General features: G+C 65.3%; 19 protein-coding genes. 13 read left to right on the top strand and 6 right to left on the bottom strand.

Annotation, left to right across the window (positions count from 1 at the left end; genetic code table 11):
• Positions 1-22: 22 nt before the first annotated feature.
• Positions 23-1057, bottom strand: a complete 1035-nt coding sequence (locus tag HCR84_RS01260) for an aldo/keto reductase (RefSeq protein WP_166982830.1) — start codon at positions 1055-1057, stop codon at positions 23-25.
• Between the two features lie 121 nt (positions 1058-1178).
• Here HCR84_RS01260 and HCR84_RS01255 point away from each other — a divergent pair, with 121 nt between their 5' ends.
• Genes HCR84_RS01255 through HCR84_RS01245 form a run of 3 tightly spaced genes read left to right on the top strand, consistent with a single transcriptional unit; the run spans position 1179 to position 3586 of the window.
• Positions 1179-1748 (top strand): TetR/AcrR family transcriptional regulator, encoded by a 570-nt coding sequence (locus HCR84_RS01255; RefSeq protein ID WP_166982832.1) that lies wholly within the window; start codon positions 1179-1181, stop codon positions 1746-1748.
• Between the two features lie 40 nt (positions 1749-1788).
• The gene (locus HCR84_RS01250; protein WP_166982834.1) at positions 1789-2262 is read left to right on the top strand and encodes a hypothetical protein; all 474 of its coding nucleotides are present in this window, start codon (positions 1789-1791) and stop codon (positions 2260-2262) included.
• A 34-nt stretch (positions 2263-2296) separates the two neighbouring features.
• Positions 2297-3586 (top strand): MATE family efflux transporter, encoded by a 1290-nt coding sequence (locus tag HCR84_RS01245; protein ID WP_166983260.1) that lies wholly within the window; start codon positions 2297-2299, stop codon positions 3584-3586.
• An 18-nt stretch (positions 3587-3604) separates the two neighbouring features.
• Here the strand turns inward: HCR84_RS01245 and HCR84_RS01240 are convergent, their stop codons facing one another.
• On the bottom strand, positions 3605-4315 hold the full coding sequence (locus HCR84_RS01240) for a hypothetical protein (protein ID WP_195706673.1): 711 nt from the start codon (positions 4313-4315) through the stop codon (positions 3605-3607).
• A 124-nt stretch (positions 4316-4439) separates the two neighbouring features.
• Between HCR84_RS01240 and HCR84_RS01235 the strand changes: the two genes are divergently transcribed.
• Genes HCR84_RS01235 through HCR84_RS01220 form a run of 4 tightly spaced genes read left to right on the top strand, consistent with a single transcriptional unit; the run spans position 4440 to position 8040 of the window.
• Positions 4440-5315: an ABC transporter ATP-binding protein gene (locus tag HCR84_RS01235; protein WP_166982838.1), complete on the top strand. Its 876-nt coding sequence runs from the start codon at positions 4440-4442 to the stop codon at positions 5313-5315.
• Positions 5312-6169, top strand: a complete 858-nt coding sequence (locus HCR84_RS01230; RefSeq protein WP_208322155.1) for an ABC transporter permease — start codon at positions 5312-5314, stop codon at positions 6167-6169. The genes HCR84_RS01235 and HCR84_RS01230 overlap by 4 nt, the downstream gene beginning before the upstream one ends.
• 30 nt (positions 6170-6199) lie before the next feature.
• Positions 6200-7396 carry a sensor histidine kinase gene (locus tag HCR84_RS01225; RefSeq protein ID WP_166982840.1) on the top strand — a complete coding sequence of 399 codons (1197 nt, stop codon included), beginning with the start codon at positions 6200-6202 and terminating at the stop codon, positions 7394-7396.
• A complete protein-coding gene (locus tag HCR84_RS01220; RefSeq protein WP_166982842.1) occupies positions 7393-8040 on the top strand; it encodes a response regulator in 648 nt (215 codons plus the stop codon). The genes HCR84_RS01225 and HCR84_RS01220 overlap by 4 nt, the downstream gene beginning before the upstream one ends.
• Positions 8041-8116: 76 nt before the next feature.
• On the opposite strand, the gene HCR84_RS01215 is transcribed toward HCR84_RS01220, so the two are convergent.
• From HCR84_RS01215 to HCR84_RS01205, 3 genes are all read right to left on the bottom strand, one after another.
• Complete coding sequence (locus tag HCR84_RS01215) at positions 8117-8650, bottom strand: GNAT family N-acetyltransferase (RefSeq protein ID WP_166982843.1); 534 nt, start codon at positions 8648-8650, stop codon at positions 8117-8119.
• Positions 8647-9921 (bottom strand): amidohydrolase, encoded by a 1275-nt coding sequence (locus HCR84_RS01210; protein ID WP_235940928.1) that lies wholly within the window; start codon positions 9919-9921, stop codon positions 8647-8649. The genes HCR84_RS01215 and HCR84_RS01210 overlap by 4 nt, the downstream gene beginning before the upstream one ends.
• Before the next feature lie 78 nt (positions 9922-9999).
• Entirely contained in the window at positions 10000-11067 is a 1068-nt protein-coding gene (locus HCR84_RS01205; protein ID WP_235940886.1) for a LacI family DNA-binding transcriptional regulator, read from the bottom strand.
• A gap of 137 nt (positions 11068-11204) precedes the next feature.
• Between HCR84_RS01205 and HCR84_RS01200 the strand changes: the two genes are divergently transcribed.
• The 5 genes from HCR84_RS01200 (at position 11205) to HCR84_RS01180 (ending at position 15983) form a co-directional block, all read left to right on the top strand.
• Positions 11205-12422, top strand: coding sequence for an MFS transporter (locus HCR84_RS01200; protein WP_276511791.1), 1218 nt, complete (start codon positions 11205-11207; stop codon positions 12420-12422).
• Positions 12423-12621: 199 nt separating this feature from the next.
• Positions 12622-13317 (top strand): endonuclease NucS, encoded by a 696-nt coding sequence (gene nucS, locus HCR84_RS01195; RefSeq protein WP_166982847.1) that lies wholly within the window; start codon positions 12622-12624, stop codon positions 13315-13317.
• Positions 13318-13320: 3 nt separating this feature from the next.
• Positions 13321-13905, top strand: coding sequence for a hypothetical protein (locus HCR84_RS01190; RefSeq protein WP_166982849.1), 585 nt, complete (start codon positions 13321-13323; stop codon positions 13903-13905).
• A 42-nt stretch (positions 13906-13947) separates the two neighbouring features.
• Positions 13948-14628 (top strand): HAD hydrolase-like protein, encoded by a 681-nt coding sequence (locus HCR84_RS01185; RefSeq protein ID WP_166982851.1) that lies wholly within the window; start codon positions 13948-13950, stop codon positions 14626-14628.
• A gap of 53 nt (positions 14629-14681) precedes the next feature.
• Positions 14682-15983 (top strand): hypothetical protein, encoded by a 1302-nt coding sequence (locus HCR84_RS01180; protein ID WP_166982853.1) that lies wholly within the window; start codon positions 14682-14684, stop codon positions 15981-15983.
• A gap of 16 nt (positions 15984-15999) precedes the next feature.
• Here HCR84_RS01180 and HCR84_RS01175 read toward each other — a convergent pair whose 3' ends face one another.
• Positions 16000-16392: a VOC family protein gene (locus tag HCR84_RS01175; RefSeq protein WP_166982855.1), complete on the bottom strand. Its 393-nt coding sequence runs from the start codon at positions 16390-16392 to the stop codon at positions 16000-16002.
• A 101-nt stretch (positions 16393-16493) separates the two neighbouring features.
• Here HCR84_RS01175 and HCR84_RS01170 point away from each other — a divergent pair, with 101 nt between their 5' ends.
• Positions 16494-17423, top strand: a complete 930-nt coding sequence (locus HCR84_RS01170; protein WP_166982857.1) for a helix-turn-helix transcriptional regulator — start codon at positions 16494-16496, stop codon at positions 17421-17423.
• The last annotated feature ends 25 nt before the right edge of the window (positions 17424-17448 follow it).

The raw sequence follows: 17448 nt of genomic DNA, 5'->3' as shown, positions 1-17448 counted from the left end.
CTGCTTGTGGCCGCCTGTCACGTCACGCCGCGGCTCGCGTGTCGGCGGGCAGCCGCCGAAGTGTCGCCTGCTGCAATGCAGGCGGAACGTATGACGCCTGGTCGGGAGCGCCGACGTCGGTGCCAGGAGGCACGATCTCGTCGAGGCGATCGAGAACGTCGTCGGTCAGCGTCACGTCGGCCGCGACCAGCAGATCGTCGAGCTGCTCCATCGTTCGGGGACCGATGAGCGCCGAGCTCACGCCGGGGTGCGACGTCGCGAACGCCATCGCCATGTGCGGCATGGGCAGACCGGCTTCGTCGGCGAGCGCAGCAATCTTCTCGACGGCATCCAGCCGTGCGGTATCGCTGAAACTCGAGAAGACGGCGGCACGGCGAAGATCCGTTGCTCCGTCACGCCGGATGCGCCCCGTGAGCATTCCTTTGGCCATGGGGCTCCATGTGAGCACGCCCATGCCGTAGCGCTCGGCCACGGGAAGCACCTCAGCTTCGATGCCACGATTGAGTATCGAGTACGGCGGTTGCTCGGTGCGGAAGGGCTCGAGTCCTCGTCGCTGCGCTGCCCACTGGGCCTCGACGATCTGCGAAGCGGGAACCGTCGACGCGCCGATGGTGCGCACTTTTCCGCTGCGAACGAGGTCGGTCAGCGCCGACAGCGTCTCGTCGATGTCGGTGTCGGGGTCGAGCCGGTGCATCTGATAGATGTCGATGTGGTCGGTCTGCAGTCGGCGCAGCGAGTTCTCGACGGCGGTCATGATCCAACGTCGTGAGGCGCCCCGCTGGTTCTGGTCGTCACTCATCGGGAGTCCGAACTTCGTCGCGAGCACGACGTCGTCACGGCGCCCCTTGAGTGCCTTTCCGACGACGACCTCAGAGTCTCCGAGCGAGTAGGCGTCTGCGGTGTCGACAAGGTTGATCCCCGAGTCGAGAGCCTTGTGGATGATGCGTGCAGAATCGTCGTGATCCGGGTTTCCGAGTCCTTCGGCGCCGAGCACCATCGTGCCAAGGGCAAATGAACTGACACGGATGCCTGTGCGGCCAAGTGTGCGATATTTCATGATCTCTGCTTTCGTTTCTGGGTGTAGCGGACAGGTGTCGACATGACGTACGATCGTCTAAGCGGAACACCATTCCGCTACTATACGGAACATCGTTCCGTTTATGCAAGGGAGAATTTTCATGAGCGAACGCCGGCCGCAGCGCGCCGACGCGAAACGCAATCTTGACGCCCTTGTCGAGGCGGCGAAGGCGCACTTCGCCGAGTCGGGCGTCGACGCCCCCACGCGCACCATCGCCAAGACCGCCGGCGTCGGCGTCGGAACCCTGTACCGGCATTTTCCGCAGCGCTCCGACCTCGTGACCGCCGTCTTTCGCCACGAAGTCGATGCCTGCGCCGACGCCGCCCCGGTGCTGGCCGAGGAGTTCGAGCCCGAGGAAGCGCTCGTACAGTGGCTCAGGCGGTACACCGACTTTCTCGGCACGAAGAAGGGGATCGCCAAAGCGCTGCACTCGGGCGACCCGGCATTCGACGCACTCCCCGACTACTTTCTCGAACGCCTCGTCCCCGCGCTCACGTCTTTGCTCACGGCCGCCGAAGCCTCCGGCGCGATCAGGCACGGGGTGAACGCGACAGAATTGCTCTACGCCATTGCCAGCCTCTCGGCACCCTTCACCCCCGAGAGCCCGACACCGGGCACCGATATGGCAGGGCTGCTCATCGATGGACTGCGCTACGAGCCACAGCACTGAGCACGCAGCGCTGTCGGAGGGTCGTGACAGAGTCTTCGCCATGGAGGATGAACGCACCCCGACGATCGAAGAACTCCTTGTGCCCTTCTTCATCGAACAGACGGCTGGCAAGACAGGCAAGCGCTTGAGACGTGTGCAGGAGGTCGAGCGGCACCTGCGCGAGTACCTGCAGACCGCAGGTCATCGCATTCTCACGACGTGGAGCCTCGGCATCCTGAATCTGGAGCGTCAGTTCCACCCAGACGACGCGTTCATTCGCTGCATGCACGCAGATGATCTTCTGTATACGCTCGCCACATTCATCGAACCGGCGTGGCTGTCTGACGATCGAATTCAAGCGCGCGTGCAGGTCGGCATCGCCGAGAAGCTGATGCTGTGGCTGCGTGAGAACGGTCTCGTCACCTACGCTGACGTCTCGTGCGAGCTGCAGCGACTCGTCGTGGCAATCTATCGCGTGAAACGGGCTCAGCGCACCGAGGAGGCACTGCGCCGTCTCGGTGAGATTCGCCGTTAGAGTCAATGGCGTGAAATCTGTCGACCGCGAGATCATGCGCCTCGCGATACCCGCTCTCGGTGCGCTCATCGCGGAGCCGATGTTTCTTCTCGCGGACTCGGCGATGGTCGGACACCTGGGCGTCGAGCCGCTCGCCGGGCTCGGCATCGCGAGCGCCGTGCTGCAGACGATCATCGGTCTCATGGTGTTTCTCGCCTACGCGACGACACCAGCCGTCGCACGACGGCTCGGCGCGGGCGACGAGCGGGGCGGCGTCTCCGTCGGCATCGACGGCATCTGGCTCGCGCTCGGCCTCGGTGTCGTGCTCGCCGTTGCGGGCTGGTTCGCCACACCGCTCATGGTTGCGCCGTTCGGGGCAACCGAAGACGTTACCGAGCAGGCATCCATCTACCTGGGCATCTCGATGGCCGGCATCCCCGCGATGCTCATCGTCTACGCTGCGACCGGGTTGCTGCGCGGACTGCAAGACACGAAGACGCCGCTCGTTGTCGCCGTCGCCGGTTTCGGCGCGAACATCATTCTCAACTACGTATTCATGTACGTTCTCGACTTCGGCATCGCCGGGTCGGCCACGGGCACGGTCATTGCGCAGTGGGGCATGGTGGCGGCGTACCTCGTGGTCATTCTGCGCCACGCACGACGGACGCACGCGACAATCAGACCATCGCGGGCAGGGCTGCGCGGCTCAGCGCTCTCGGGCGGGTGGCTGTTCATCCGCACCGCAAGCCTGCGCGCAGCAATGCTGCTGTCGATCTTCGTCGCCACATCACTCGGCACGAGCGAGCTCGCCGGTTTTCAGATCATGATGACCATCTTCGGCACGACGGCGTTCGCGCTCGATGCACTGGCGATCGCCGCCCAGGCGCTCATCGGCAAGGGACTCGGAGCCGGCAATGTCGACGAGGTGCGCGCCGTTCTCGTCCGCTGTCTCGTGTGGGGGCTCGGCTCTGGCGTCGTCATCGGCGCCATCGTCGCTGGGTTGAGCGGCGTGCTCGGCTATGCCTTCACCGGCGACGCCGAGCTGGCGCAGATGATGACGCCCGCGATGATCATTCTCGGCTGCAGCGTTCCCCTCGGCGGATTCGTGTTCGTTCTCGACGGCGTGCTGATCGGCGCGGGCGACGCGCGCTACCTCGCGCTCACCGGCATCCTGAACGTGCTCTGCTACCTGCCGCTTGCCCTCTGGGTGTACGTTGCATCGCCGTCAGGAACCGCCGGGCTTGCCTGGCTGACTGCCGCGTTCAGCTTTGGCTACATTGCGGCGCGAGCGCTCACTCTCGGCCTGCGTTCGCGGTCGACGGCGTGGATGCGCACGGGCGCATGAGTTGGCCAGCCTCAAAGCTCAGCGCCGCAACCGCTCGTCCATTCGATTCCACGTGCCGATGGGCATTTCGACGAGCCCCGGAACATCCACAGTCTTGTCACTGATGATGCCGCGTTTCAAAAGTTCCTCGAGCACGACTGCACGGTTCCACTTTTGAGCGAGGTGCTCTGGTGTCACATTTCTCCACTTCTCACGAAGCCGCGGTGTGGGCTTCGAAGCGAAGATCGTGACACCCAATACGACAACACCGAGAATCGCTGAAACGAATGCGATCAGCGCCGTCCACGATGCACCGGGCTCGGGCCGGACCAGCAGGTATGCGGCCAGAGAGACGATCGTCACCGGGATTGTCGTGCCGATCGACATCATCGATCGATCGCGGGTGCTTACCCACAGCACACCCTGCACGACGATGAGCACGAGGCCGATGATGAAGCAGATCTGCACGAAGCCCATCAGGCTCTCTCGCTCACCCTGATTGTTCGTGCCCAGCGCGATAATCACGAGCACGAGGCCCACGATCGGGGCGAGAAGGTACGGCACCCACAGCACAATATAGGCCAGCACGACTGCCGCCGCGCCGGGCCCACGCGGCGCCGTCGCAGCCGCTGCGATGTCTTCGTCAGAGATGTGAAACTCCAAGATTTTCTCTTCGAGTTCCCCCCACTTGAGGGGCTCGGAGAGCTCGACCGTTCTCGCCCACTGTCTGACGCTCTGTTGATGCTCCATCGCAGCTTCGCCCCCTACGAGTTTTCGACAATGCTACTCACCCTCCGTATCCACCGATCGGTGGAGGGCACGATCAGCTAGCCGGATGCTGTTGCACAGCCCCCCGAACTGCCAGTCTTGGGCTATGGCAACCACAGACAACATCGTCGAGGTGCGCAATCTGCGCAAGACATACGGATCGTTCACGGCGCTCGACGGCGTGAACTTCGACATTCATCGAGGCGAGACGTTCGCCTTGCTCGGGCCAAACGGCGCCGGCAAGTCGACGACGATCGAGATTCTCGAGGGATACCGCCGGCGCACATCGGGCGAGGTCGCCGTGCTGGGCAGCGACCCAGAACGCGGCGGCCTTCCGTGGAAGTCGCAGCTAGGCATCGTGCTGCAGTCGACGGGCGAGTCGGGCAATGTGACAGTGCGCGAGCAGCTCATCGAATTTGCCGGCTACTACCCGTCACCACGCGATGTTGACGAGGTGCTCGCCGCGGTCGGCCTCGTCGACAAGCAGAAGACCCGCATCGGTAAGCTCTCTGGCGGTCAACGTCGCCGGGTCGACGTTGCACTCGGCATTATCGGCAACCCGCAGCTGCTCTTCCTCGACGAGCCGACAACGGGTTTTGACCCCGAGGCACGGCGACAGTTCTGGGGGCTCATCCGCTCGCTGAAAGCAGCGGGAACCAGCATCCTGCTCACCACCCACTACCTCGACGAGGCTGCGCAGCTGGGCGACCGTGCCGCCGTGATCGCCGGCGGACGCCTCGTCGACATCGGTGAGATCGACGAGATTGGCGGAAGCGAGGCTCGCGTTCCGCTCGTCAGGTGGACGGATGCCGCTGGGCAGCGCCACGAAGAACGCACACACGAGCCGGCTCGCGCCGTGGCAGCGCTCGTCGACGCAGCCTCGGGAGAGCCACGCGACGTGGAGATCGTGCGCCCAACCTTGGAAGACGTATATCTCGAGCTCATCAGAGAAGACGGTATAGATCAGGAGAACGCAGCATGAGCACCACACAGGCCTCAACAGTCGCCTCGACTCGCGTCGGCGCGCTTCCGAGCTTCTCGCCCCTGCGCACGATCAGCCTCGGTCTTCGCCGCATCCCGCTCGAACTCAAGATGTACTTCCGAGCGGGAGATCAGGTGTTCTTCACCTTCCTCTTCCCTACTCTCATCTACTCGTTGTTCGCCACTGTCTTCAGCGAGCAGGATCTGCCAGGCGAACTGACTATGGCAACGTACTACCTGCCCGGATTGATCGCCGGCGCGATCTTGCTCTCTGGTGTGCAGAATCTCGCCACCGACATCGCTGTCGAGAAGAGCGACGGCACGCTCAAACGGCTGGGAGGATCTCCGCTGTCTCCCGTCTCGTACTTCGTCGGAAAACTCGGTCAGGTCATCGTAACGAGCCTGCTGCAGATTGGGCTTCTCGTTGCGGTCGCCGTGCTCGCGTTCGGAGCGCAGCTGCCCACAACGGCTGAAGCGTGGGGAATCATCGTGTGGGTCTATGTGCTCGGCATCGCCGCGTGCGCATTCGCTGGCATCGCTCTCTCGGCCGTGCCGCGCTCAGGCAAGACAGCGTCGGCCGTTGTCATTCCGATCGTGCTTGTACTGCAGTTCGTCTCGGGGGTCTACCTGCAGTTCTCCATGCTTCCAGAATGGCTGCAGACGGCATCGGGGCTCTTCCCCGTGCGCTGGATGGCGCAGGGTCTGCGCGCGGCATTCCTTCCCGATACCTGGGCTGCTCAGGAGCCGAACGGCAGCTGGGATCTGTGGCTTGTCGCTCTCAACCTCGTTGCGTGGATCGTCGCGGCGCTTGTGCTGTCGCGCCTGACGTTCCGGTGGATCCACAAGGACCGCTGATGCTTGGTCACCTCGTGAGAACCTAGAGCCGTGAACACACGTCGTTGGTGGGACGTCGCCGTCGGGCTGGTGATCGTCGCGCTCTGCGTCGTCTCGGTCATGGATGCTGGGAGCAGCACCGCCGAGCGCTGGGCGCTGGTCGGCCTGCTGCTCGGGCTTGGCGTGCTGTACTTCGCGGTGCTGCGCCGGTATATGGACGTGCAGATCGGGCAGGAACGGGAAGAACTTCCTGTCGCCTTATTGACCGTCGGCCAGTTCGCCATGATCGGTTTCGCCGCTGCAACGGTGGCTCTCAGCGCCGACATGATGAACACAATGGTCATCGTGCTGCCTCTGATCTGGCTCACCTCGCCCGGCACTCGTCAGGCGATCCCGATGAACATCGTGGCAACCACGGTACTCGGCGCCGCTTTCGCGTTCAACCAGGGCTGGACCGAATCCGGCAACCTCACAGCGTTCGCTATCGCGGGCATTTCTACGGCGTTCAGCATCGCGCTCGGTCTGTGGATCTCACGCATCGCCAACTGGGGAGTCGATCGCGCACGTCTGCTGGACGAGTTGACGCACGCTCAAAGTGCCCTTGAGTCTGCCCACAGGGAATCTGGAGCGGCGGAGGAACGCGAGCGCATCGCCCGAGACATTCACGACACCATCGCGCAGAGCCTCACGAGCATCGTCATGCTCGCACAGCGTGCCTCCCGCGAGCCGGATCCCGCGCAAACGATCGCCCTCGTCGAAGATACGGCGCGCGATGCCCTGAGCGATGCGCGCGGGCTCGTCGCCGCGAACGCCGCGGTCTCGGCCGCGGCATCCGCCCCTCTCGAAGCCAGCCTCACACGGCTCGGAACGCGCTTCACCCGCGAAACCGGTGTGCGGGTAACGACGAGCGTCGAGCTGTCACAGCAGCTGCCGCGCGAACTCGAAGTGATGCTGCTTCGCTGCGTGCAAGAAGGGCTCGCGAACGTGCGCAAGCATGCCAACGCGACGGTCGTCTCGATTGGGCTGCGCTGCACCGATGCCGCTGTCTCGCTCACCGTCGCAGACAACGGGCGCGGTCTCTGTGGCATTTCGATCGACGACGAACACGGGTTCGGACTCACGGGCATGCGTGAGCGCGTCGCGCTTGTTGGAGGAACCTTGTCGATTTCGGATGCCGCTGGCGGCGGCGTCACGCTCGCCGTCACTGTGCCGAGCCCAACCTCGCTCACACAGGAGTCCCTCTCGTGATTCGCGTTCTCGTCGCAGACGACCACCCGATCGTACGCTCCGGCATCGTGGGGCTTCTCACTGATGCCGAGGGCATCGAGGTGGTAGGGGAAGCAGCGACGGGTACCGAGGCCGTCGACCGCGCTCTGGGGCTTCGGCCCGACCTTGTGCTCATGGATCTGCGCATGCCCGGTCTCGATGGAACAGAAGCCACGCTCGCCATCACGGCCGAGCTCCCCGAGACCCGAGTGCTGGTTCTCACGACGTACGAGAGCGATGACCATATTCTCGGCGCCATCGAGGCCGGAGCATCCGGGTATCTGCTCAAAGCCGCCCCATCAGACGAGATCATCGCGGGCGTGCGGGCCGTCGTCGAGGGCGACACCGTGCTTGCGCCGTCGATTGCGGCGACGCTGGTGAAGCGGATGCGGCAGCCAGGCGAGCCGGCGGCAATCTCGCTGAGCCCGCGCGAGACAGATGTGCTGCGGCTCGTCGCCGCGGGCAAGAGCAACCCGCAGATCGGCCGCGAGCTCTACATCGGCGAGGCGACGGTGAAGACGCACCTGCTGCACGCGTTCGAGAAGCTCGGCGTCTCTGACCGCACTCAAGCGGTGCTGCGGGCGCTCGACCTCGGCATCATCGAGCGCGGAGGAAGCAAACCGTGACGGTTGCGGACATTGTGCCTGGTAATGCGCATGCACAATGTCCGCAGCGTACTACTCGGGGTCGCTGCAGACCTGCCTATCGCTGCTCGGCTGGCACGAGCGAGACGCGGGTGCTCAGCCAGTCGTTCTCGTCCGCCTCGGCCTCGGCTGTGGTCATCGGCTCGAAGCCTGCCCGCTCGGCCACCGAGCGCGACTTGGGGTTCTCGGGGTTCACGCGCGTGATCGCCTCAGAGATGCCGGGAATCTGGTCGAGGAACGACACGACGAGCATGACGGCCCGCGTGGCGATCCCGCGCCCGCGTGTGGCCGGGTACAGACCGTAGACGATGTCTGCCTGGTTGCTCTCGAGACCCTCGCGCCCCACCTCTGCGGTGATCGTTCCGGCGAGCGCGCCATCGACAACGATCGCAAACGAATAGAACGGCCCGCCGGCCTCCCACGCCTTCTCCACGTCGGCGATGTGACGGCGCACGCTCTCTTCTGAGCTTTCGGCATCGTCGAGCCAGGTGACGTACTCGTCATCTTGCCCTGCGTGGTGCTCCTCGGCATCCTGCATGGTCAACGGTCGCAGCATGACGACGCCATCGTCGGAGTACAGCACCTTGATCATCGTTCCCCCTTGTGTGCATCAGCCGCGCCGAGCCATTCGCGCGCGGCGGTGGTGAGTGCCGCGATGCCAACGCGAAGCGTCGGATCGAGCACCGGTGCGAAAAACGGTGAGTGGTTCGACGGCACGTTCGCCGGAAGCGAGGTGAGGTGCTCATCGGGCGGGAACAGCGCGGGGTCGGCGCCGCCAAGCAGCCAGTAGACGATCGGCGCTCCGACCGGCGCGGCGAGGTTGCCGATGTCTTCGCTTCCCATGACCGGCTGCACCTCGCGCACGTCCACGCCGGCGAGCGACTCGCGCATCGCTGCGAGAGTGCGCGCTGTTGAGGCGGGGTCGTTCATGAGCACGGGGAACGAATCACGCCCGGTGATCTCGGGGGCGCGAGTGGCACCGGATGCCGAGGCTTCGGCGTTCACGATGCGGTGTGCTGCCTCGATGAGGCGGTCGCGCACGCCCGGGTCGTAACTGCGAATGTTGAGGCCGAGATGCGCCTCGTCTGCAATCACGTTGCTCTTCGTGCCCGCCTGCATCGTGCCGACGGTGAGCACGGCGGTGTCGCCTCCGGCGATTTCGCGTGACACGATCGTCTGCAGCCGCATCACCGTTGCCGCTGCCATCACAACAGGGTCGATCGTCGACTCGGGCTGCGAGCCGTGGCCGCCCTTGCCGAACAGTCGCACCTCGAGCTCGTCTGTCGCGGCGAAGGCAGGCCCGGATGCTGCGCCGATGACGCCCGCCGGGTATGGCATTACGTGCTGGCCGAGAACGATGTCGGGAACGGGAATGATGTCGAAAAGGCCGTCGTCGACCATCACCTCTGCGCCGCCGCCATTCTCTTCGGCGGGCTGAAAGCAGGCGACGAGAGTTCCGGTCCAGGCAGCGTGGCTCGTTGTGAGAAGCTCGGCGGCCCCGAGCAGCGCGGTCACATGCACATCGTGTCCGCACGCGTGCATGACGGGCACGTCGTTGCCGTCGGGGTCGATTCCACGCGCCGTCGACGCGTAGGGCAGATCGGTCTGCTCGAGAACGGGCAGACCGTCCATATCGGCGCGAAGCATGACGACGGGGCCGTCCCCCGACCGCAGAACTCCGACGACTCCGGTGCGGCCGATCCCCTCGTGCACATCGAACCCCAGCTCGGCGAGGCGCTCCGCGACGATGCCAGCGGTGCGGGTCTCCTGAAACGACAGCTCAGGATGCTGGTGCAGGTCTCGGTAGACCGGCAGCAGCCGCTCGGCGACCACAGCGGCCGCCTGCAGCGTGTCTGAGCTCACCTTCGTCACGTCGTGGCCTTTCAAATCGTGTACCTCAAGCGTATCCCGGGAGGATGCCGTTGGCATCTGCGAAAGTGCTCAGGGGTGTGGCGGAGGGGCGGTGGTCTCACCCGCGACGTACTCGACAGAGAACGCCGTTGACTGCGCCTCGCGACCCTCGAGCAGCGCGAGCACGGCGCGGCCAGCGGCGGCACCTTTCTCGTGCGTCGGTTGTCGCACTGTCGTCAGCTGCAGTCCCAGGTTGTCGACTCGGATGCCGTCGAATCCGACGACACTGAGATCGCGCGGCACCTCAAGTCCGAGTTCGCGGGCAGCCGCAATCGCACCGGCCGCAATCAGATCACTCTGCGCGATGATCGCGGTCGGGCGCGTGGCTGGGTCGACGTCGAGCAACGCGCGAGCGGCGACCCTGCCCGCCTCGACGCGGCTCGCACCGGCGACCCAGCCGCCGATGCTGGGGAACACGTCGCGCGCTCCCTGCATTCGCTCCCGTGCCGGAAGCACACTTTCGCGCTCGCACTCCGGCGTCAGCTCCCGAGGTTCGGTCGGTCGTTCAAGGCCCAACGTGATGAGACTCACGCGCTCGTGCCCGAGGTCGCGCAGATGCTCGGCAAGCACGCGCGTTCCGCCGCGGTTGTCCACGCTGATCACGGGGCTCGTGCCGGTTGGCTCCGCCTCAATTGCCACCATGGGGATGCCGCGGCGCGTCAGCACATCGAGCGACAGACCTGGGTCGAAGTTGCAGCCGAGCAGCACAACGGCATCCACCGGTGCGTTGGCGACGGTGACCTGGCTCGTGCCGTCCGCCGATTCGCTCATGAGCAGAAGCCCGGCGCCAAGCGAGCTGAGCTCGTCTGCGAGCCCGTCAAGTGTCTGAATCAGCACGGGGTCGCGAAACGACACTCCGATGCGCGCGGCGAGCACAGCTCCGACGATTCCGCTTCGCCCGCGCCTCAGGCCGGCCGCGCGGGGATCGGGGCCGACGTAGCCAAGTTCGGATGCCGCGGCAAGCACCTTCTGCTTCGTCGACTCAGACACGGGGCCCTGACCGCTGAACGCGATGGATGCTGTCGAGGGCGACACGCCAGCGCGAGCGGCGACGTCGGCAAGCGTCGGGTTCGATCCCCCGCGTGAGGCTGCCGCCATCTCCCGCTCCTTTCCGCTGCCCATCGGCGGCTTGACCACCGACTCGTGTCTCGGCTAGCTTAGGCGGGTGCCGCACTCGAATCGATTCGAGAGGCTCCCCAGACTTTCCTTCGACGTTTCGAGAGACCATCGTGACTGTGACAACCTCGCGCACCGAACTGGTGGCGTGGCGCAACGCCATCTTCGTCATCTTCACGATGTCTGGGCTCAGCATGGCGACGTGGGCCGCTCGCGTGCCGACGATCAAGGCGAACCTCGACATCACGACGGGCTCGATCGGCCTTCTCGTTCTCTGCATGTCAGCGTGTTCGGTCGTCGGCCTCATCGTCGCTCCGATGATGTTCGCGCGTCTCGGCCCCCGCCGAAGCATGCTCATCTCGCTTCTGCTCGTCGCCATCGGGCTCATCGTCATCGGCCTCGGCGCTTCGGTGTTCTACACGCCTGCCCTTGTCGGCGTCGGCCTTGGTCTCTTCGGCTTCGGCAACGGCAGCTGCGATGTCGTCATGAACGTCGAGGCTGCCGACGTTGAAAAGCACCTGAAGCGCACGGTGATGCCGCTCATGCACGCCTGCTTCAGCGGCGGCACCGTGATCGGCGCGGGCATCGCTGCCCTCACGGAGCTGCTGAACATCTCGATGATCGCCCACACGCTGGTCCTGGCGATCCTCATTGCGGGCACCACTTTCGTCGCCGTGCGCTTCGTGCCGTCACGCGTGACAACGGACACCCAGGAGTTCGCGCGCAAGAACACGACGCTGCGGCAGAAGGTACGCGCGAGCCTCGCCGTGTGGGCAGACCTGCGGCTTCTCGCGATCGGCGTCATCATTCTGGGCATGGCCTTTGCCGAGGGCAGCGCAAACGACTGGGTCGCGCTTGCCGTCGTCGACGGGCACGGGATGCTCGAATCTGCCGGCGCCGGAATTCTCGCTGTCTTCCTCACCGCGATGACAGCCGGCCGCATCATCGGTGGGCCGATTCTCGATCGCTTCGGGCGCGTCAAGGTTCTCATCGGATGCTCGGTCTCGGCGGTTCTCGGACTCACACTCTTCATCGTTGCGCCAAGCCTTCCGCTGCTCGTGATCGGTGCCATCCTCTGGGGCCTCGGCGCCTCGCTCGGCTTTCCCGTCGGCATGTCTGCGGCAGCCGATTCGCCGAAGGATGCCGCGGCACGCGTGAGCGCCGTCGCGATCATCGGCTACTGCGCGTTCCTTGTCGGCCCACCCCTCATCGGCCTTCTCGCCGATCACATCGGCCTGCTCAATGCGCTGTTTGTCGTGCTCGGCCTCATCGTCTTCGCCGGGGTGGCCTCACCGGCCGCGCGCGAGCGTTCGGTGCGTATCACCCCAGCCGACTGACGCCATCACCCTCACTGACTGACGTCGGGGCGCAACGGCTGGCTGGAGTCGCGGTCGGCTGTGCGCTTCGGCGCTGTCGCAAGAGCATCCGCCCCTCGCCCATAATCGGGGACCACCCATAATCGGGGATCACCTTTTGCTATGGAGCGATCTGCCTCATCGTCAAAGTTGGTCCCCAATTGCTGTGTACACTCGCAGGGTGCGTTTGGTGATTGCGAAGTGCTCGGTTGACTATGCGGGACGGCTGACCTCCCACCTTCCCGAGGCGACGCGCCTGCTCATGCTCAAGAGCGACGGCAGCCTGCTCGTGCACTCAGACGGCGGCAGCTACAAGCCGCTCAACTGGATGAGCCCGCCGTGCGTCTTCGAGACCGAAGACCCGAGCGACGAGCAACGCGAAGCGGGCATCGTCGAGCTCTGGAAGGTGACGCATAAGAAGACGAGCGACCAGATCATCGTGTCGATCTTCGAGGTGCTGCATGACAGCCAGCACGAGCTCGGCATCGATCCGGGCCTGCAGAAAGACGGCGTCGAGGCGCACCTGCAGAAGCTTCTCGCCGAGCAGATCGACCTGCTGGGCGACGGCCATTCGCTTGTGCGGCGGGAGTACATGACGGCAATCGGTCCCGTCGACATTCTGGCGAGGGATGCCGGCGGAGCCTCCGTCGCTGTCGAGCTGAAGCGCCGCGGCGACATCGACGGCGTCGAGCAGCTCACGCGCTACCTCGAGTTGATGAACCGCGACCCGTTGCTCGCACCCGTCACGGGCGTCTTTGCGGCACAGGAGATCAAGCCGCAGGCCCGAACGCTCGCTGAAGACCGCGGCATCCGGTGTCTTGTTCTCGACTACGACGCGATGCGGGGCATGGACATCGCCGACGGCCGGTTGTTCTAAACCATGCGCCTGATCTCGTCTGCTGATCCCGAACTGTGGATTCCCATCACGGGATCACTGGGCTGGCGTGGGCGCCGCCACCGCAAGGCAGCGATCCGCATGCTGATGTCGCGCTCGGTCGGTGCTCCGGACGGCACGGGGCGCCGCGGTTCGGGAGTCGGCGCGTGGCTCGCCAGCCAGGCCGCTCCCTTCGCGATGCGCAAGGCAGACGGGCGCGTGCTCGCGTGGACGTGGAAGGCAGACCCCGAGCTCGTCGTTGCGATCGCCACGACACAGAAGCTGACGCCGCAGGTGCGCATGGCGCGCGCCTCGATGCCCATGGAATACGACGACACGAAAGAATTTCCCACGGCGCTGGGCGTTGGCGAGAAACTCGTGATGGCGGTGCCGCCGAACCCCGGGGCGTCGCCGTTCGCCACATACACGTGGGACACCGGAACGCACCTGATCACGCTCACAGCGGTCTGCCCCGACCGCGAGCGCTTCGGCACGCTGGAGCAGCCGCTCGATGATCTCGCGCGTAGCATCCGCATCGCTGGCGACGAGCTGCACGGAGACTCAGACGTGCTGCGCCTGCCTCCCGCCTGATCGAGCGGATTGTCGGCCTTCCTCGCCTACGATAGAGGCACAATGACTACTTCTTCCAGCCCCTGGTCGTGCATTCTCTTCGACCTCGATGGCACGCTCACCGATTCGGCCCCCGGCATCGTCGACCGCATCGGCAGAGCGCTCGCCCAGCTGGGCCGCCCCATTGCCAATAAGGACGACTTGTTCAGCTGGGTTGGACCGCCCATGCTCGAGTCGTTCGAGCAATACGGCTTCACACCAAACGAGGCAATTGAGGCACTCGATGTCTATCGGGGAATCTCCGAAGCGGAGGGTCCGTGGACGGGTTCCCGCGTCTATGACGGTCTGCCCGAGCTGCTCGCACGCATTAAGGAGGCGGGCGTTCCGCTCGCCGTCGCGAGCAGCAAGCCCGAGTACCAGGTAGCTCAGGTGATCGAGCACTTCGATCTGAAGCAGTACTTCGACATCGTCTGCGGAGCCTCCGCAGACGAGACCGTCAGTTCGAAGGCCGACGTCATCGCCGAGGCGCTGCGCCGACTGCACCACCGCGGCGTCGACCTGTCGCGCACGCTCTACGTCGGCGACCGCATCCACGACGTCGAGGGGGCCACAGCGCACGGGCTTCCCGTGATCATCGTCGACTGGGGCTACGGAACCGAGGCCGAGGCTCAGGGCTCGATCGCACACGTCGGCTCCGCCACAGAACTCGAATCGCACGTGCTCGGGTCGCACGTGCTCGGCTGAGCGACACCTGCGAGACGGGTGCCCTCACAGCATCCGTTTTTAGACTCGTCAGTATGTCTTCGCTCTGGTGGGTGCCGTCTCTCGTCGTTTTCGGCACGACGGCGCTGATCGTCGTTGGCATCGTGGTGGCCGTCAGGGCACGTCGACGCACAGCGATCGCATCGGGACGCATCGCCGACCCACGACCCGAATCGATCGAGCAGCTCGAAGTGCGCGCGGGGCAGGCGCTCGTGCAGGCGGACGAGGCGGTAAGACGTGGTGCCGAAGAGCACGCGTTCGCGCTCGCGCAGTTTGGCCCGGCGACCACGGCGGCCTTCACGGCGGCACTCGAAAGCGCTCGCGCGCGGCTGAGCGACGCGTTCGAGCTGCGGCAGCGGCTGAGCGACGTGACCCCAGACACCGATGCCGACCGGCGATCGTGGTCCGAGCGCATCCTTGAGGCGTGCACCGAGATCGAGACGCAGCTCGAGCAACAGACGACGGCGTTCATCAACAAGCGCTCACAGGAGCGCAACGCCCCCGACCGCCTCGCCGCCCTGCGAACGATGCGCGCGCAGATCGACGAGCGAATTCCGGATGCCGAAGCACGGCTCGCCCGCCTGACGAAACTGTACGCCGCGCGGGCATTTGCCGATCAGCGCGATGCCGTCTCGACGGTGCGCGCGCAGCTTACCGTCGCGGCCGACGAGATCGAACGAGCGGATGCCGCAGCCCGAACGGCCGAACCCGCAGTACCGTCGCTGGAGAAGGCGGAGAGTGCCTGCACGGAAGCAGCGGCCGCCCTCGACGCACTGACGCGCACCGAAGAGCGCCTCGCCGCTGCTGATGCGGAGCAGCGATCAGCGATCGCCGAGGCAGAGAGTGCGCTGGGTCATGCCGCCGAGTTGCGCGATGCAAGCGACTTGCCCGAGGCGGCCGAGCGCATTTCTGCCGGTATCACCGAGCTGCGCGCCGTACTCGATGCCGTAGCAGCGGCGACCGGACCGCAGGCGCCGCTGCGCACCATCGACACCGTTCGCTCGGCGCAGGCGAGCCTCGATGACGCGCTCGCGTCCGCCCGCAGCGCTCAGCAGCGCATCGACAACGCGCGCGAGGCCCTGGGCGGGGCTCTCTTCTCGGCAGGCAGCCACCTCGACACGGCGCGCGAGTTCATCTCGGCGAATCGCGGTCGCGTCGGTGCCGATGCCCGCACACGCCTGGCCGAAGCCGAGCGGCAGCTGGCACTGGCCGACGCAGCGGCAGACCCGGTCGAGGCCGTCGACATCGCCAGGCGAGCAGCCCGCTTGGCGCAGGACGCCGGCGATCTCGCGCACTACGACGCGGGCCCGCGCACGGCTCCGGTGAAGCGCGCCTGAGCGACCGCATCCTCGTTCAATGTGCCGCAGCCCAGTGCGGGCTCTGAATCAGACCGATCAGGTTGCCGAACGGGTCGACGACCGAGGCCGTCCACCACTCTTCGCTTCTCTGCATGACGGGGTCGAACTCGCGGGCACCGACAGCGATGAGCTCATTGAATGATGCCTGAACGTCGTCGACGTGAAGGTAGACGAGCGTTCCGCCCGGCTGCGAGGAAACGGGGCGAAAAACGGCATCCATGACGGCGAATTCGTCATCGTCGTCGCCAAAGCGCCATTCGGCGTACTGCGGCTTCCCCGTCTCCGGCCGCACGAAGTACGGTGCCTCGTCGAAGACACCGGAGTACCACTTGATCGCTCCAGCCACATCGGTGGAGACGACGTTCACATTGGCAATTCCTCGAAACATGATCCATTTCCCTTCTGTCCGGCGACGTTCCCGGCATCTGTTTCCATCATTTCGGCTAAAGTGCTCACCTTTTGAGCACTTTAAATGTCATTCTTGAGAACATGAGAGCAGACAGACTGATCCGCGTTCTCTTCGTGCTGCAATCGCGCGAATCGGTGACCGCCGCTCAACTTGCCGCCGAACTCGAGACCTCCGTCGCAACGGCGAGGCGTGACCTCGAGGCGCTCTCGATGTCGGGCGTTCCCGTCTATCCGCAACCAGGACGCGGTGGAGGCTGGCGGCTGCTCGGGGGCGCCCGCACAAATCTCACCGGGCTCACGGAACCGGAGTCGACAGCGCTCTTTGCGCTCCTCGGCGGGGCACGTGGCGCAGCGACCGAGGCGGCATCGGCGGTTCAGAAGCTTCTCGCGGCACTACCCGCACCGTTCAGACACAGCGCCGAGAGAGCAATCGGTTCCACGCTCGCCGACGGCGCCGCGTGGGGCGATGCCCCGCGATCCGCGCCGCGGGAGCTGCACACGCTTCAGCAGGCCATCTCGCACGGTAGGGCGATCCAGCTCTCATACCGAACGCACTCTGGTATCGCCGTGACGCCGCTGGGCGTCGCAGCGCGCGGCGGGCACTGGTACCTGCTCGCCGACCCAGGCGACGGTCCGCGCATGTACCGCGTCGACCGCATCCGCGGTGTGTCGATTCTCGACAAGGAGGCATCACCGCCCTCGGATTTCGATCTGAGCAGCGCGTGGGCCGATGCCGTCGCTGAAGTCGAGTCTCTGCGCGGCTCTACCGCAGCAGAGGTGATCGTCGAGAAGTACGCTGTCTCGGCGTTCGTCAGCCGGTTCGGCAGGCAGGCGAGTATTCAGGATGCTGTCGGCGACGGCCGCATGCGCATCGAAGCACGTGCCCAGAGTGCCGAAGCACTCGCGGAGCAGCTTGCTGGGTGGTCAGCAGCGATTGACGTAGTCGGCCCGCCCGAGGTGCACAGCGCCCTCGCCGAACTAGGACGCAAGCTCGTCGAACGCTATGAATAGGCATCACGTTTATGCTCGAATCTGA

It is taken from the genome of Paramicrobacterium fandaimingii (assembly GCF_011751745.2).
In the GTDB taxonomy this organism is placed as follows: Bacteria; Actinomycetota; Actinomycetes; order Actinomycetales; family Microbacteriaceae; genus Paramicrobacterium; species Paramicrobacterium fandaimingii.
This window is presented reverse-complemented; position numbering and strand designations above follow the sequence as displayed.

Excerpts from the sequence above, each read along its gene's own strand:
- HCR84_RS01170 (WP_166982857.1), top strand. The coding sequence starts at position 16,494 with ATGAGAGCAGACAGACTGATCCGCGTTCTCTTCGTGCTGCAATCGCGC.
- HCR84_RS01175 (WP_166982855.1), bottom strand. The coding sequence starts at position 16,392 with ATGTTTCGAGGAATTGCCAATGTGAACGTCGTCTCCACCGATGTGGCT.
- HCR84_RS01205 (WP_235940886.1), bottom strand. The coding sequence starts at position 11,067 with ATGGCGGCAGCCTCACGCGGGGGATCGAACCCGACGCTTGCCGACGTC.
- HCR84_RS01255 (WP_166982832.1), top strand. The coding sequence starts at position 1,179 with ATGAGCGAACGCCGGCCGCAGCGCGCCGACGCGAAACGCAATCTTGAC.
- HCR84_RS01240 (WP_195706673.1), bottom strand. The coding sequence starts at position 4,315 with ATGGAGCATCAACAGAGCGTCAGACAGTGGGCGAGAACGGTCGAGCTC.
- HCR84_RS01185 (WP_166982851.1), top strand. The coding sequence starts at position 13,948 with ATGACTACTTCTTCCAGCCCCTGGTCGTGCATTCTCTTCGACCTCGAT.
- HCR84_RS01230 (WP_208322155.1), top strand. The coding sequence starts at position 5,312 with ATGAGCACCACACAGGCCTCAACAGTCGCCTCGACTCGCGTCGGCGCG.
- HCR84_RS01245 (WP_166983260.1), top strand. The coding sequence starts at position 2,297 with ATGCGCCTCGCGATACCCGCTCTCGGTGCGCTCATCGCGGAGCCGATG.
- HCR84_RS01180 (WP_166982853.1), top strand. The coding sequence starts at position 14,682 with ATGTCTTCGCTCTGGTGGGTGCCGTCTCTCGTCGTTTTCGGCACGACG.
- HCR84_RS01235 (WP_166982838.1), top strand. The coding sequence starts at position 4,440 with ATGGCAACCACAGACAACATCGTCGAGGTGCGCAATCTGCGCAAGACA.
- HCR84_RS01215 (WP_166982843.1), bottom strand. The coding sequence starts at position 8,650 with ATGATCAAGGTGCTGTACTCCGACGATGGCGTCGTCATGCTGCGACCG.
- HCR84_RS01250 (WP_166982834.1), top strand. The coding sequence starts at position 1,789 with ATGGAGGATGAACGCACCCCGACGATCGAAGAACTCCTTGTGCCCTTC.
- HCR84_RS01260 (WP_166982830.1), bottom strand. The coding sequence starts at position 1,057 with ATGAAATATCGCACACTTGGCCGCACAGGCATCCGTGTCAGTTCATTT.
- HCR84_RS01190 (WP_166982849.1), top strand. The coding sequence starts at position 13,321 with ATGCGCCTGATCTCGTCTGCTGATCCCGAACTGTGGATTCCCATCACG.